10 protein-coding genes are annotated in these 14,785 nt (G+C 61.3%); 8 read left to right on the top strand and 2 right to left on the bottom strand.

Features of this window, described 5'->3' with window-relative positions:
• Positions 1 to 175: 175 nt before the first annotated feature.
• From IB213_RS00750 to IB213_RS00730, 5 genes are all read left to right on the top strand, one after another.
• Positions 176 to 1,660, top strand: coding sequence for an FAD-linked oxidase C-terminal domain-containing protein (locus tag IB213_RS00750; RefSeq protein ID WP_191722445.1), 1,485 nt, complete (start codon positions 176 to 178; stop codon positions 1,658 to 1,660).
• Between the two features lie 394 nt (positions 1,661 to 2,054).
• A complete protein-coding gene (locus IB213_RS00745) occupies positions 2,055 to 3,506 on the top strand; it encodes an efflux transporter outer membrane subunit (protein ID WP_192405080.1) in 1,452 nt (483 codons plus the stop codon).
• Between the two features lie 4 nt (positions 3,507 to 3,510).
• Complete coding sequence (locus tag IB213_RS00740) at positions 3,511 to 4,602, top strand: HlyD family secretion protein (protein ID WP_370551128.1); 1,092 nt, start codon at positions 3,511 to 3,513, stop codon at positions 4,600 to 4,602.
• A 6-nt stretch (positions 4,603 to 4,608) separates the two neighbouring features.
• Positions 4,609 to 7,413 (top strand): ribosome-associated ATPase/putative transporter RbbA, encoded by a 2,805-nt coding sequence (rbbA, locus tag IB213_RS00735; protein WP_192405079.1) that lies wholly within the window; start codon positions 4,609 to 4,611, stop codon positions 7,411 to 7,413.
• A gap of 83 nt (positions 7,414 to 7,496) precedes the next feature.
• Positions 7,497 to 8,624: an ABC transporter permease gene (locus IB213_RS00730; protein WP_191722442.1), complete on the top strand. Its 1,128-nt coding sequence runs from the start codon at positions 7,497 to 7,499 to the stop codon at positions 8,622 to 8,624.
• Positions 8,625 to 8,643: 19 nt separating this feature from the next.
• Here the strand turns inward: IB213_RS00730 and IB213_RS00725 are convergent, their stop codons facing one another.
• Positions 8,644 to 9,912 (bottom strand): serine hydrolase, encoded by a 1,269-nt coding sequence (locus IB213_RS00725; protein WP_191722773.1) that lies wholly within the window; start codon positions 9,910 to 9,912, stop codon positions 8,644 to 8,646.
• A gap of 385 nt (positions 9,913 to 10,297) precedes the next feature.
• Here IB213_RS00725 and IB213_RS00720 point away from each other — a divergent pair, with 385 nt between their 5' ends.
• The gene (locus IB213_RS00720; protein WP_225560910.1) at positions 10,298 to 10,648 is read left to right on the top strand and encodes an ankyrin repeat domain-containing protein; all 351 of its coding nucleotides are present in this window, start codon (positions 10,298 to 10,300) and stop codon (positions 10,646 to 10,648) included.
• 92 nt (positions 10,649 to 10,740) lie between these two features.
• Positions 10,741 to 11,175 carry a hypothetical protein gene (locus IB213_RS00715; RefSeq protein WP_191722441.1) on the top strand — a complete coding sequence of 145 codons (435 nt, stop codon included), beginning with the start codon at positions 10,741 to 10,743 and terminating at the stop codon, positions 11,173 to 11,175.
• A gap of 148 nt (positions 11,176 to 11,323) precedes the next feature.
• Here the strand turns inward: IB213_RS00715 and IB213_RS00710 are convergent, their stop codons facing one another.
• Positions 11,324 to 12,289 (bottom strand): siderophore ABC transporter substrate-binding protein, encoded by a 966-nt coding sequence (locus tag IB213_RS00710; RefSeq protein WP_192405078.1) that lies wholly within the window; start codon positions 12,287 to 12,289, stop codon positions 11,324 to 11,326.
• Positions 12,290 to 12,491: 202 nt separating this feature from the next.
• Between IB213_RS00710 and IB213_RS00705 the strand changes: the two genes are divergently transcribed.
• The gene (locus tag IB213_RS00705) at positions 12,492 to 14,708 is read left to right on the top strand and encodes a FepA family TonB-dependent siderophore receptor (protein ID WP_191722434.1); all 2,217 of its coding nucleotides are present in this window, start codon (positions 12,492 to 12,494) and stop codon (positions 14,706 to 14,708) included.
• Positions 14,709 to 14,785 lie beyond the last annotated feature (77 nt).

Genomic DNA, 14,785 nt, shown 5'->3' with positions numbered 1-14,785 from the left:
TACTCAATGTCCTGGCGCCTCTGACTTCCAATAAAAACATGCTGCAGCGCTTATTCAAACAGCGCAAGCAGCTCACTTTTTACAATCTCAGAACGCCCTTGGCGTGATGCTTTCACGCCCGCTTGCAAGAAAAATCACAAGGCACGCATCGCCACTTGCTCTACAGTCAAGCGCTATGACGACTGCCAGCCTTTCCGAACGTGCTGCCCGCCAAGCCGAGGTAGTGCACGCCCTGTCCCAGCACGTGCCTGCGCACGCCTTGCTGTGGCACAGCGAAGACACCACCCCCTATGAGTGCGACGGCCTGACCGCCTACCGCCAAAGGCCCCTGGTGGTCTGCCTGCCCGAAACGTACGAGCAAGTGCAGGCCGTGCTCCAGGCCTGCCATGCCATCAACGCACCTGTTGTGGCACGTGGTGCGGGCACGGGGCTTTCTGGCGGTGCCATGCCCCATGCGCTGGGGGTAACGCTGTCGCTGGCCAAGTTCAATCAGATCCTCAAAGTCGACGCCACCAGCCGCACAGCCGTTGTGCAGTGCGGCGTGCGCAATCTGGCGATCAGCGAAGCTGCCTCGCCCCACGGCCTGTACTACGCCCCCGATCCCAGCAGTCAGATTGCCTGCACCATCGGCGGCAATGTGGCTGAGAACTCCGGCGGTGTGCACTGCCTCAAATACGGCCTGACCGTGCACAACGTGCTGAAGGTCAAAGGCTTCACCATTGCGGGCGAGCCCGTGGAGTTCGGCTCTGACGCGCTGGATGCCCCCGGCTACGACCTGCTGGCCGCCATGGTCGGCAGCGAAGGCATGCTGGCCGTGGTGACCGAGGTCACCGTCAAGCTCATTCCCAAGCCCATGCTGGCGCGTTGCATCATGGCCAGCTTTGACGACATACGCAAAGCGGGCGATGCCGTGGCCGCAGTGATTGCCGCAGGCATCATCCCCGCCGGGCTAGAGATGATGGACAAGCCCATGACCGCCGCAGTAGAAGATTTCGTCAAGGCAGGCTATGACCTGACGGCCGAAGCCATTTTGCTGTGCGAGTCCGACGGCACCCCTGAAGAGGTGGAGGAAGAAATCGGCCGCATGAGCGATGTACTGCGCAGCGCCGGTGCCACCGCCATCACGGTGAGCAACAGCGAAGAAGAGCGCATGCGCTTTTGGAGCGGGCGCAAGAACGCCTTTCCTGCCAGTGGCCGTATCAGTCCCGACTACATGTGCATGGACTCGACCATTCCACGCAAGCGGCTGGCTGACATCCTGCTGGCCATCCAGGAGATGGAAAAAAAGTACCAGCTGCGCTGCGCCAACGTTTTCCACGCCGGCGACGGCAATCTGCACCCGTTGATTCTGTTTGATGCCAACGATGCCGATCAGCTGCATCGCTGCGAACTGTTTGGTGCCGACATTCTGGAGACCAGCGTGGCCATGGGCGGCACCGTGACCGGCGAACACGGCGTGGGCGTGGAAAAGCTCAACAGCATGTGCACACAGTTCACCACCGAAGAAAACCTGCAGATGTTTGCGCTCAAGGCAGCGTTTGACCCGGCAGGCCTGCTCAACCCGGGCAAGGTCATTCCCACGCACAACCGCTGTGCCGAATACGGCAAGATGCTGGTACGTGGCGGTCAGATCAGCCACCCCGATCTGCCGCGTTTTTAACCCCGTGCGCCAGCAATAAAACACCCCGTCTTGCCACCACAACGTGGGGCTTGGCATCTGACTTTGCCCGTGTCTCACGGGCATTTTCTTTTCCAGCCTTGCTCCTGACGAATGTGCGCCATTTTTGCAAACGGGCACCTGCACGTGCGCGCACGGCCCTGTCTGAAAGACCTCCCCAGGCCAGCACAGCGCTGAATACCCCGTTCATTCGTCCAACACCCTCAGAGCACCTGCAGGCGGGCGTGTGATCGTGGAGAGAAAACCGGCCATCGGCCCAAAAACTTGACTTTGCTCAAGAAGTCTCCGACATATGGCTTTCACACTGTCAGGCAAGCATGGTCATACCCCGTGACCCATGTACCGATTCTGGACAGGCCTTACCGAGTGTTTTGCGATGCATCCACCTGCTTTTCCACCTCATTTGCACCGCTGCGTGTGTGTGGCAGCCGCGCTGTGTGCCGCCTTGCTCAGCGGTTGTGCCCCGGGCTCCCGGCCACTGGCCCAGCCCGACATCACGACCCTGCCCAGCCAGTGGCCTGCAGACAGCCATGCCAGCAAAGTCCAGCACGCCACCGTTTTGCCCGACTGGCGCACCATGGTGCAAGACCCCACGCTGGCCCAGCTGCTGGAGCGGACACTGGTCTACAACCACGACCTGAAGCTGGCGCTGCTGCGCGTGCAAGAGGCCCGCGCCGCCCACGGCATTCAGCGTGCCGACCGCTTTCCCACACTGGCAGTGGGCAGCAACCATGCCCGTGCCCGCGTACCGGGTGACCTGAACATCAGCGGCCGCCCGGTTACCGGCAGCGACCACGAAGTGTTCGTGGGACTCAACAGCTGGGAGCTGGATCTCTGGGGCCGCGTGCGCAGTCTGGACGAGGCCGCGCTGCAGCAGTATCTGGCCACTGCCGCTGGTGCGCAGGCCACCCAGCTGAGCCTGATGAGCCAGGTGGCGCGCAGCTATCTGGCACTGCGGGAGCTGGATGACCGCTTGCACCTGGCGCGCAGTACGGTGGAAAGCCGTGCAGAAACGCTGCGCATTTTTACCCGCCGCTATGAAGTCGGAAGTACGTCCAAATACGCGCTCACTCAGGTGCAAAGCCTGCACAACCAGGCGCGTTCACTGGCTGTGTCGCTGCAGCAGGAGAGGGCGCAGATTGCGCACGCGCTGGCACAAATGACGGGGCAGGCAGTGGTCGCACTGCCTGCCATGGCTCCTGGAACACCCATCTTTCGCGAAGTCCCGGCAGGCTTGCCCTCAAGCCTGCTGCAGGCACGGCCCGACATCGTCTCGGCCGAATACCAGTTGCAGGCTGCACGGGCCCAGGTGTCAGCTGCACGGGCGGCCTTCTTTCCTCGCATTGCGCTGACCAGCAGTTTTGGCACCGGCAGCGCGCAGCTGGACGGCCTGTTTGATGCAGGCAGCAGAGCATGGACTTTTGCACCCAGCATCTCGCTGCCCATCTTCGACGGTGGCCGCCGCAGCGCCAATCTGGATCTGGCCACTGTGCGCCAGCACAGCGCTGTAGCCAGCTACGAGCGCAGTTTGCAGAGCGCGTTCCGCGAAGTGGCCGATGCACTGTCGGCCCGCCACTATCTGGCCCAGCAAACCCAGGTACAGCAAGACAACCTGCAGGCGCTGCAAGAACGCGCCCGGCTGGCCCAGTTGCGCTACGACAACGGTGCCTCGCCCTATCTGGACGTACTGGATGCCCAGCGTGAACTGCTGACCGCCGCGCAGCAGGCCGTGCAGGCGCACTACGCGCTGCAGGCCGCTCAGATCAGCCTGTACACCGCCCTGGGGGGAGCGCCTGCTACTGCGCCGTCCTCCTTCGTCACCCCTTAACCGAATGTCTATCGCCATGCCTGTGTCTGCCCGTACCAAAAAATCCCTCACCCTCGTGGCCGTCGCCGCAGCCCTGGTGCTGGCCGGTGGCTATGCCTGGAAACAATGGCAGGACAGCCAGACAGACACCGGTCTGGCCAGCGGCAACGGCCGTATCGAGGCCACCGAGATTGATGTCGCCACCAAGCTCGGCGGTCGTGTGCAAGACATTCTGGTTACCGAAGGCGCTTTCGTGAAAGCCGGCGAGCCGCTGGCACACATGCAGATTCACACCCTGCAAGCCCAGCACGCCGAGGCCGTCGCGGGCAAGGACCGCGCCGTACATGCCGTGGCGGCAGCCAAGGCTCAGGTAGCCTTGCGCGAGAGCGACCACGTGGCCGCACTGGCCCTGGTGAGCCAGCGCGAAGCCGAACTGGATGCCGCCCGCCGCCGTCTGGCCCGCTCCGAAACGCTGACCAAAGAAGGTGCCAGCTCCATGCAGGAGCTGGACGATGACCGTGCCCGCGTGCGCAGTGCCGAGGCCGCACTCAAAGCCACGCAGGCCCAGGTTGCCGCCGCCAAAGCCGCCATCGAAGCGGCCCGCGCCAACGTGACGGGCTCGGACTCTGCCGTCACGGCAGCCGCTGCCACGGTGCAGCGCATCAATGCCGAACTCGACGACAGCACGCTCACCGCGCCACGCGACGGGCGTGTGCAGTTTCGTCTGGCTCAGCCGGGCGAAGTACTGGGCGCTGGCGGCAAAGTCCTGAATCTGGTGGACCTGTCAGACGTGTACATGGGCTTTTTCCTGCCCGAGACCGTCGCTGGCCGTGTGGCGCTGGGGTCTGAGGTGCGCATCGTGCTGGATGCCGCCCCGCAATGGGTCATTCCGGCCACCGTGTCCTTCGTGGCCAGCACCGCGCAGTTCACGCCCAAAACGGTAGAAACTGCCAGCGAACGCCAAAAACTCATGTTCCGCGTCAAGGCGCAGATCGATCCGCAGTTGCTGCAAAAGCACCTTCAGCAGGTCAAGACCGGTCTGCCCGGTCAGGCCTGGGTACTGGCCGAACCCGGGGCACAGTGGCCTGCCCACCTGCAGGTGAAGCTGCCGGAGTAAACAGGCATGGCCGCATCCTCTTTGGCGCCCCCTGTCGCCCGCCTGCAGAACGTGCACCTGCGCTATGGCAAGACCGTCGCTTTGCGCGGCATCACGCTGGACATTCCTGCCGGTGGCATGGTGGGCCTGATTGGCCCTGACGGCGTGGGCAAGTCCAGTCTGCTGTCATTGCTGTCGGGCGCACGCGCCGTGCAGCAAGGCCAAATCCGGGCACTGGATGGCGACATGCGCAGCAAAGCGCACCGGGACCGTGTCTGCCCGCGCATTGCCTACATGCCCCAGGGGCTGGGCAAGAACCTCTACCCGACGCTGTCGGTTGAAGAGAATCTGCAGTTTTTTGGCCGCCTGTTTGGCCACAATGCCGCTGAGCGCCGCTCCCGCATTGATGATTTGACGCAAAGCACCGGGCTGTTCAAATTTCTGCAGCGCCCTGCGGGCAAGCTGTCAGGGGGCATGAAGCAGAAACTGGGGCTGTGCTGCGCGCTGATTCACGACCCAGACTTGCTGATTCTGGACGAACCCACCACCGGCGTAGACCCGCTGGCACGTGCCCAGTTCTGGGACCTGATCCAGCGCATCCGCACCACGCGCCCGCAAATGAGCGTGCTGGTGGCCACCGCCTATATGGATGAGGCCCAGCGCTTTGACTGGCTGGTCGCCATGGATGACGGCCAGATACTGGCCACCGGCACACCAGCTGAGCTGCTGGCGCGCACCGACACGCAATCGCTGGAAGCGGCTTTCATTGCCCTGCTGCCCGAGGCCAAGAAGCGCGACCACGCCGAGGTGGTCATACCGCCACTGCAAGCAGATGACGCCGACATCGCCATTGAGGCCCAAGACCTCACCATGCGCTTTGGCGACTTTGTGGCCGTGGACCATGTGAATTTCCGCATCCGTCGAGGCGAAATCTTTGGTTTTCTGGGCTCCAACGGCTGCGGCAAATCCACCACCATGAAGATGCTGACCGGGTTGATGCCGGCCAGCGAGGGCCAGGCCTGGCTGTTCGGCAAGGCCGTGAACCCCAACGACATCGCCACCCGCAAGCGCGTGGGCTATATGTCGCAGGCTTTTTCGCTGTATGGCGAACTGACGGTGGAGCAAAATCTGGTGCTGCATGCCCGGCTGTTCCATGTGCCCGAAGCCGAGGTGCCCGCACGCGTGCAAGCAATGATGGAGCGCTTTGGCCTGACCCAGGAGCGCCACGATCTGCCCGACAAGCTGCCACTGGGCCTGCGCCAGCGCCTGTCGCTGGCCGTGGCCATGGTGCACCGGCCCGAGCTGCTGATTCTGGACGAACCCACCTCGGGTGTAGACCCGGTGGCGCGCGACCAGTTCTGGCGTCTGCTGGTGGAGCTGTCGCGCCGTGACCGGGTGACCATTTTCATCTCCACCCACTTCATGAACGAGGCCGCACGCTGCGACCGCATGTCCATGATGCACGCGGGCAAGGTGCTCGACAGTAACACCCCCGCAGCCCTGACGGCCAAGCGCGGCGCTGCCACGCTGGAAGAGGCTTTCATTGGCTATCTGGTGCAAGCCTCGGGCGAGGCCGCTCCACAGCTGGATGCGAAAAAAGAAGCTGTTTACGCTGACACAGCAAGCACTTCAGCAACGAATGCATCTGACAACCTTGACAAAAGCGCGCAAGACGCTCCTGTATCTGCAGTATCTGCAGCCCCAGCCCGCTTCAGCCTGCAGCGCCTGTGGAGTTATCTGTGGCGCGAATCACTGGAGCTGCAGCGCGACCCGGTGCGCGCCACGCTCGCGCTGGTAGGTTCGCTGGTGCTGATGGTGGTGATCGGCTTTGGTATCAGCATGGATGTGGAGGACCTGAAGTTCGCCGTCCTTGATCGCGACCAGAGCACCTTGAGCCAGAGCTACACGCAAAGCCTGTCGGGCTCACGTTACTTTATTGAGCAGCCGCCCCTGACTTCGTACGAAGACCTGGACCGGCGCATGAAGAGCGGAGCCATCGCACTGGCCATCGAGATACCACCCGGCTTTGGCCGCGACGTGCTGCGCGGCAGCCCCGTAGCCATCGGCGCATGGTTTGACGGGGCCATGCCCCAGCGGGGCGAAACCATCAAAGGCTATGTACAAGGCATGCACCAGCACTGGCTTGCGCAGCAGGTGCACGAGCGCATGGGCGTACAAATGGGCGGCCAGGTGGCAATAGAAACCCGCTTTCGCTACAACCCCGACGTCAAAAGCCTGCCCGCCATGGTGCCTGCCGTCATCCCCATGCTGCTGCTGATGTTCCCTGCCATGCTCACTGCGCTGGCGGTGGTGCGCGAGAAAGAGCTGGGCTCCATCGTCAACCTGTATGTGACGCCGGTGACACGCACGGAATTCTTGCTGGGCAAGCAACTGCCCTATGTGGCCCTGGCTTTGCTCAACTACCTGCTCATGTGCGCTCTGGCGGTGTTTGCCTTCGGCGTGCCCATGACTGGCAGCTTTATTGCTCTGACGCTGGCCGCCGTGCTCTTTGCCATCATCGCCACGGGCATGGGGCTGCTGGCATCGGCCATCACACGCAGCCAGATTGCGGCCATGTTCTTTGCCATGCTGGGCACCCTGATTCCGGCCACGCAGTTCTCGGGCCTGACCGATCCAGTCTCGTCACTGGAGGGTGCGGGCCGCTGGATTGGTGAAATCTACCCCGCCACGCACATGTTCGCCATCAGTCGCGGCGTGTTCAGCAAGGCGCTGGGGCTGCACGATCTGGCCAGTGCCTATGTGCCGCTGCTGCTCGCGATCCCCATCATCATGGGCATTGCCATCTGGGCACTGCCCAAGCAAGAGAAATGATGGAACACCCCCATGAGTCGCTGCACGCCCTCCCCCTGCCTGTCGCTGTGGGGCAGCTCCTGTGAAGTATTGGAAAGACAGCCATGCTGCATAGCTTGAAAAACATCTGGCGCCTGGGCATCAAAGAACTGTGGAGCCTGTGGCGTGACCCGGTGATGCTGGTGCTCATCGTCTACACCTTCACCGCATCGGTCTACACCTCCGCATCGGCCATGCCCGAGACGCTGCACCACGCGCCCATTGCCATCGTGGACCAGGACCAGTCGCCCCTGTCGGCACGCATTGCCTCGGCTTTTTACCCGCCACAGTTCATGCCGCCACAGATGATGCAATGGCAGCAGGTAGACCCCGGCATGGATGCAGGTCGCTTCACTTTTGCGCTGATCATTCCCCCCGGGTTTCAGCGCGACGTGCTGGCAGGCAAGAAAGCACAGCTGCAGCTGAATGTGGATGCCACGCGCATGAGCCAGGCCTTCTCAGGCAGTGGCTACATCCAGCAGATCGTGCTGGCCGAGATCAACGAGTTCACCCAGCGCCACCGCAGCGCCAGCACACTGCCGGTGGACTTGGAGCTGCGTGCCCGCTTTAACCCCTCGCTGAACAAAATCTGGTTTGGCGGGCTGATGCAGATCATCAACAACGTGACCATGCTGTCTATCATCCTGACCGGCGCGGCACTGATCCGCGAGCGCGAACACGGCACCATCGAGCACTTGCTGGTCATGCCTGTTACGCCCACCGAAATCATGCTGGCCAAAGTCTGGTCCATGGGTGCCGTAGTGCTGCTGGCGGCTGGCGTTTCGCTCAATCTGGTGGTGCGTGGCTTTTTGCAGGTGCCTATTGAAGGCAGCATTCCGCTGTTCATGGCCGGGGCAGCACTGTGCCTGTTTGCCACCACGGCCATGGGCATCTTCATGGCCACAGTGGCGCGCTCCATGCCGCAGTTCGGCCTGCTGATGGTGCTGACACTGCTGCCGCTGCAACTGCTGTCGGGGGGCATGACGCCGCGCGAGTCCATGCCTGAGCTTGTGCAGAACATCATGCTGCTGGCCCCCACCACCCACTTTGTAGAACTGGGCCAGGCCATTTTGTACCGCGGCGCGGGGCTGGAAGTGGTGTGGAAGCCCTTTTTGGCGCTGGCCGTGATCGGGGCCGTGCTGTTTGCGCTGTCGCTGGCGCGCTTTCGCAAAACCATCAGCCAGATGGCCTGAGCGCACCCCGCACAGGCCGCTACCGCGCTGCTGCCTTGCTGCGCTGCATCAGGTGCAAGGCCAGCGCGTGGTAGGCCGGCAGCGACGTGGCATCGCTGGCCGCATTGGCAGCCACCGGGTGCGAGGCAAAGCGGGCAATCACCATCTCGGCTTTCGGATCCACATAGATGGTTTGCCCATGCACCCCGCGTGCAGCAAAAGCGCCATGGTCGTTGTTCGTAACCCACCACATATTGGCGTACGACCAGCCGGGCAGCTGCGTGTAGCCCGCTTTGGCAAAGGCGGCAGGGTCTCCACCGCGGCGAATGTCTGCCACGGCTGCGGCTGGCAGCACGCGCTGGCCATGGAACACACCGCCATTGCGCACCATTTCACCGAAGCGTGCCATGTCGCGTAGGCCCAGATTCAGGCCACCTCCCGCAAATGGTGTGCCAATCGAGTCCACACTCATGTACGCGTCCTGTTCGGTGCCCAGGCGGCTCCAGATACGCTCTGACAGCAGTTGCGCGACCGAACGCCCCGTGACCCGCGCCAGCACCCAGCCCAGCGCATCGGTATTGGCCGTGCGGTAACCAAACGCCTCACCATGCTTGCCTTCGGGCTGCACGGTCTCCAGAAACTCATAGTACGTACGCGGGCCGCTGTAATCGGCCGGCTTGGGCAGCGGATTGCCTGCTGCGGCATGCGCCCAGACTTCGGCTTTCGGGTCTGCATAGTCTTCGCTGAAGCGAATGCCGGTGGTCATGTCCATCACCTGCCGCACCGTCGCGCTGCCAAAGGCCGAAGTGGCCAGCTCAGGCACATAGTCGGCCACACGCCGCGCAGCATCGAGCTTGCCTTCGGCCACCAGCATGGCGGCCAAGGTGCCGACAAACGATTTAGTGACCGACATGGCGGCATGCTGGCCGTCTGGCTTCAGCACCCCGAAATAGCGCTCATAGATCACCTTACCCCGGTGCAGCACCACGATACCGTCGGTGTAATTGACGGGCAGTGATTGCTGCCACGTCATGGGCCTGTCTGAGCCCGTGGGGATAAACGTCACCGCGTCAATATCGCTGCGCAGTGCACGTGGCAGAGCCACCGGGGCACCCAAGCCGCGCGAGACGTTCACCGTGGGCATCAACTGGCGAAAATGGGACACGCTCCAGCGCATGGCGGGAAACTGAAAGTACGAGCCATCGTCAAAACGCAAAATGCGGTCTGCTGGCGGTGGCGAGCCCACCATCCAGCCCAGCTTGGCGGGGTCGCTGGCTGCGGCATCGGGGTAGTCGGGTTGCGCGGCCATGACACTGCCTGCCAGCGCACTGAGGCAGGCTAGAGTGACCAGGGATGGCACCTTGGAGGGAATGCTGCGTCGCGATGTCTGTGTCATGGTCTGGCTCGCAAAAAAGTCAATGAAAGAGGCCGTATCAGGCTGGGTCAGCCCCATCTTCGCTGCACCCAGTCTTGCTGGTCAAACCACAGCAAAAACCCCGTAAAGAACTTACCTAAAACCAGTACATGCAACGGCGTGTCTTGTCAGGGAAACCATGTCGTTGAGGCCTTGAGCGCACGGCGGCATTGAAAAGAACTTTTCACCCATCCGCTGACCGGCGCTTCTTCGCGCAAGCCCTGTAGCCGCGCGCCATGTTTGCTTTTACAGTGCAGCCAATCACTTCCAAGGAGCACCCATGGCCAGCGGCGGCGGAGACTGGAAAGACATGTACATGGCCGCCGAGCGCGGCGATGTGGACTGTGTGCGTTTTCATCTGAGCGAAGGTGTGGATGCCAACTACCAGCACCCTGAGGTGATGTTGTCGGCACTGGTAATCAGCATCATCCACGGCCACACCGAAGTGGCGCGCCTGCTGCTTGCGCACGGTGCCAACCCCAACCTGCCCGCACAGCTGGGCAGCCTCACCCCCTTGCAAGCCGCGCGGCAGTACGAACGCACAGAGTTGCAGCAACTTTTGCAGGCATTGGGTGCCAAGGAAACTGCAGCTGCGCGCACACGCTTTTGGCAGCGCTGGTTACCGGTGTAAAACGCCCAGGCAGAAAGCTTGCAACGCACGCGCTTTCAGGCATCGCGCCACAATGCCGGGTTCATGCAGATCGCCTTTCCTTTTCGCACACCATGACTGAACTCAGCTTTGAAGAACACCTGAACTCGGGCAACGCCTTGGTCGAGCAGGCCCAGCAGGCAGCCACCACCGATTTCCAGCGCGCCCGCGCACTGTGGCAAGAAGCTGGCAAGCACTTTTATCTTGCCCATCAGGCTGATTTGAACCACACCGAAGCGGCTTTCCGCCTGGCACAGGCCTGGATGGCCGAAGCTTACGCACTGCAAAAAGAAGACTCTGCCAACGCCTTGCTCATGTGGAGCAACGCTGCAGCCCAATGCGAGCTGGCCTTTGATCTGGACCCAGAAAATGGCCGCATCGCCATGACGGCGGCCAGCTGCCACCACTTTTCGGGCGAGCACGACGCCGCCAAAGCCTGGAAGCAAATTGGTGAACACCTGCTGCAAGACGCACAGGCCGCCGCCCAGCAGGCACGCGACGACGCGTAAACGATAAAAAAAGAGCACCCATCGCTGGCTGCTCTTAGTTTTCAGATAGATTTATATCTAAAACGATTGCCTGATAAGCGAAGGCCGCTTCTTTTAACGAAGCAACCTTCACACACGCTTTTCTCGCACAGCGCTTGGCGCTGAGCCCTCAACGCTGGGCTGCGGCATACACCTGCTTGAGCTGCGCCACATTGCCGAGCAAGGCCGTTGGGCCAGTGCTGCCCATCAAGTACCAGCCCTTGGGGTCCAAAAACACCACCTGCCCTTTTTGGCCAGCCGCCGTATTTTTGATCTGTGCGTTGTCAAACACCTTCTGCGAAGGAATGATCTCGCCACCACCGGCCGCAGAGCCCGTGGCCGTGTTGCGGTCAATCACATAAATCCATTGCGGGTTGAGTTTGGCCACATCCTCAAAGGTGTAGGCCGTGCCCCGTGCAGGTACGTCTTTGGCTGTGATGGCAGAACGGGCACCCAGGGTGTCAAACAGGAATCCAAAACGCGAGCCTGACGCATTCGGCATGATGCGCTCGTTCACCGCCATCAACAGCAAGCCCGGCGCAGCCTGGCTTGACACATTGCGCAGCTCGCCCACGGCCTGGTGAATCTTGGCAACCAGTGCCTTGCCTTGTGCCTGCTTGTTGTACAGGTTGGCCATCTGCGTGATGTTGCGCTCCATGTCCTGCAGCATGTGCTCGCCCTTCACGGTGAAGTCCACCGTAGGGGCAATCTTGCTCAGTGCCTCATACTTGGCTGCCGAGCGGCCACCCACAACGATCAGATCGGGCTTGATCTTGCTCAGCGCGTCGTAATCGGGCTCAAACAGCGTGCCCGCCACGGTGTACTTGGCATCGCCATAACCCGCCATGTACTGCGGAAACTGCGCCTTGGGCACGCCTGTCACTGCAATGCCCAGCGCCTGCATGGTGTCCAGGGTTGCCAGGTCATAGACCACCACCCGCTTGGGGGCTGCAGGTACTGAAGTGCTGCCCATGGCGTGCACCACCGAGGTTGCTGCGGGCGAAGCGGCCCATGTCGCAGAGCCAAAAGCACAAGCGCCGGCAGCAATACAAGCCAGCCAGTAACGGCGTGACGCCTTACGGTTTGAGATGGTCATGGGCGCATGCCCTCCTTCTAGACAGGTTGCTGGAGCCTGAATGCATCGCGCCTCTTTGCGAGGGGAAATGTCAGGCACTTAGAGGTGATCGTGACAAATGCGCCACAAACACCACGAATATAACAAGAATCACTCTTATTCACATTTCGAGTGATTACAATCTGATGCGAATAATTCCTATTTAACTATTGATTTTTTTGAAATGTCGCATTCCAGAACTTCCAAGCTTTTCGTACTCTCCGCAGTCACGCTGGCCGCACACACATTTGTTCAAGCTCAGGACACCGTCCTGGGAGAAACCACGGTGCGCGCCACCGCCGAGCAAGAACTCAAGCAAGCGCTCGGCGTCTCGGTGATCACGCAGGAAGAACTCACCGAACGCGCACCCGCTAACGACATTTCCGAGCTGGTGCGCACCATGCCCGGCGTCAACCTGACTGGCAACTCTGCCTCGGGCCAGTACGGCAACAACCGCCAGATTGACATCCGTGGCATGGGCCCGGAAAACACCCTGATCCTGATTGACGGCAAGCCCGTGCAATCGCGCAATGGCGCAAAAATGGGCCGCAGCGGCGAACGCGACACCCGTGGCGACTCCAACTGGGTGCCTGTAGAAGCGATTGAGCGCATTGAAGTCATTCGTGGCCCAGCGGCAGCCCGCTATGGCTCTGGCGCATCGGGTGGTGTGGTGAACATCATCACCAAGAAGCCCACAGACAAGCTGCAAGGCTCCGTCACGGTTTACGGCAAGTTCCAGGAAGACTCCAACGAAGGCGACACCAAGCGCAGCAGCTTTAACCTGTCCGGCCCTCTGGCAGAGAACCTGTCCTTTCGCCTCTTTGGCAATATGGCCAAGACCGATGCAGACAGCCCTGATCTGAACCGCACATCCAACACCACATCGGTGATTGCGCCCGCAGGCCGCGAAGGTGTCAACAACAAGGACATCAATGCCCTGCTGCGCTGGGACCTGACACCCCGCCAAGTGCTGGAGCTGGAGCTGGGAGCCAGCCGCCAGACCAACATCTACGCGGGTGAAACCCCGGTCAGCATTGATGCCAACGCCCCCATCCGCCAGTCGCTGATTGGCGAAGAAACCAATCGCACCAACCGCAACACCATTGGTCTGGCCCACCGCGGCACCTGGGACTGGGGTACTTCGCGCTTGCTGTTCCAGTATGAAAACACCCGCCGCTGGCAAAACCCAGTCGGCCTGGCAGGCGGCCCAGAAGGCTCGATTACCAGCGGAAATGACAAGGTCTCGTCCAAACTGGGCAACTACTTCCTGACCGGTGAAGTCAACACCCCGTTCACACTGGGCGGCACTTCGCACATGCTGACCAGCGGGTTCGAGTACCGCAACGAAAAGCTCAATGACGCCGCTGCCATGGCACAGGGCACTGGCACGGGCGGCAACAATATTGGCGGTCTGGTCGGAAGCGCTGGCGAGCGCAGCGGCAAAGCAGATGCGCAAAACTTTGCACTGTTCGTTGAAGACAACTTTGAGCCCTTCCAGAACCTGATCCTGACTCCCGGCGTGCGTTTCGACCACCACAGCCAGTCGGGCAACAACTGGAGCCCCAGCCTGAACGCGACCTACCAGGTCAATGACAGCTGGCAGGTCAAGGGCGGTATTGCACGGGCGTTCAAGGCGCCCAATCTGTACCAGACCAACAAGAACTACCTGTACTACACCCGTGGTAACGGCTGCCCGGTCAACTCGCCCAATATGGGAGCTGGTTGCTACATTGTCGGCAACCCGGATCTGGAGGCAGAAATCAGTGTCAACAAAGAGCTGGGACTTGCCTACTCCAACCACAACGGTCTGGACGCCAGCCTGAGCTACTTCCAGAACGACTACAAGAACAAGATCTACTCCGAGATGAACGATGGCACCCCCATCGTGGTCGGTACATCGCAGGTCTTCCAGTGGATGAATGCCAGCCAGGCCATCGTCAAGGGGGTTGAGGGTAACCTGACCCTTCCTCTGGATGGCAAGGATGGCAGCCGCCTGAAGCTGGTGAACAACTTCACCTACATGCTCAAGAACCACAACAAGGAAAATAACCAGCCTCTGTCCGTGATTCCCAAGTACACCGTCAACTCCACGCTGGACTGGCAAGTCAACGATGTCTTCTCGACCCAGTTGAACGCCACGTTCTATGGACGCCAGGAGCCACGCACCGTGCAAACCGGCGGCGCAGTGTCCACAGGCAACCAGTTGCAGGAAATCGGTGCATATGCGCTGTTTGGCATCGGTGCCCAGTACAAGCTGAGCAAGGACTATTCGCTGAACTTCGGTATCACCAATCTGGCCGACAAGCGTCTGCTGCGCGAGTCCAACAGCTCCGGCGCTGGTGCCGCTTCCTACAACGAACTGGGTCGCGCATACTATGCGTCGATCACCGGCCGCTTCTAAGCGACACGCTGCCACAGACTATTGACTGTGCGATGCCTGAAAGCCTGCTGCCTGCGCAGCAGGCTTTTTTAATGCGG

Source organism: Comamonas sp. CMM02 (assembly GCF_014851485.1).
In the GTDB taxonomy this organism is placed as follows: domain Bacteria; phylum Pseudomonadota; class Gammaproteobacteria; order Burkholderiales; family Burkholderiaceae_C; genus Comamonas; species Comamonas avium.
This window is presented reverse-complemented; position numbering and strand designations above follow the sequence as displayed.

What these genes read in the sequence shown, in the direction of transcription:
- IB213_RS00750 (WP_191722445.1), top strand. Translation starts at nt 176, where the DNA reads ATGACGACTGCCAGCCTTTCCGAACGTGCTGCCCGCCAAGCCGAGGTA.
- IB213_RS00745 (WP_192405080.1), top strand. Translation starts at nt 2,055, where the DNA reads ATGCATCCACCTGCTTTTCCACCTCATTTGCACCGCTGCGTGTGTGTG.
- IB213_RS00740 (WP_370551128.1), top strand. Translation starts at nt 3,511, where the DNA reads ATGTCTATCGCCATGCCTGTGTCTGCCCGTACCAAAAAATCCCTCACC.
- rbbA (WP_192405079.1), top strand. Translation starts at nt 4,609, where the DNA reads ATGGCCGCATCCTCTTTGGCGCCCCCTGTCGCCCGCCTGCAGAACGTG.
- IB213_RS00730 (WP_191722442.1), top strand. Translation starts at nt 7,497, where the DNA reads ATGCTGCATAGCTTGAAAAACATCTGGCGCCTGGGCATCAAAGAACTG.
- IB213_RS00725 (WP_191722773.1), bottom strand. Translation starts at nt 9,912, where the DNA reads ATGGCCGCGCAACCCGACTACCCCGATGCCGCAGCCAGCGACCCCGCC.
- IB213_RS00720 (WP_225560910.1), top strand. Translation starts at nt 10,298, where the DNA reads ATGGCCAGCGGCGGCGGAGACTGGAAAGACATGTACATGGCCGCCGAG.
- IB213_RS00715 (WP_191722441.1), top strand. Translation starts at nt 10,741, where the DNA reads ATGACTGAACTCAGCTTTGAAGAACACCTGAACTCGGGCAACGCCTTG.
- IB213_RS00710 (WP_192405078.1), bottom strand. Translation starts at nt 12,289, where the DNA reads ATGACCATCTCAAACCGTAAGGCGTCACGCCGTTACTGGCTGGCTTGT.
- IB213_RS00705 (WP_191722434.1), top strand. Translation starts at nt 12,492, where the DNA reads ATGTCGCATTCCAGAACTTCCAAGCTTTTCGTACTCTCCGCAGTCACG.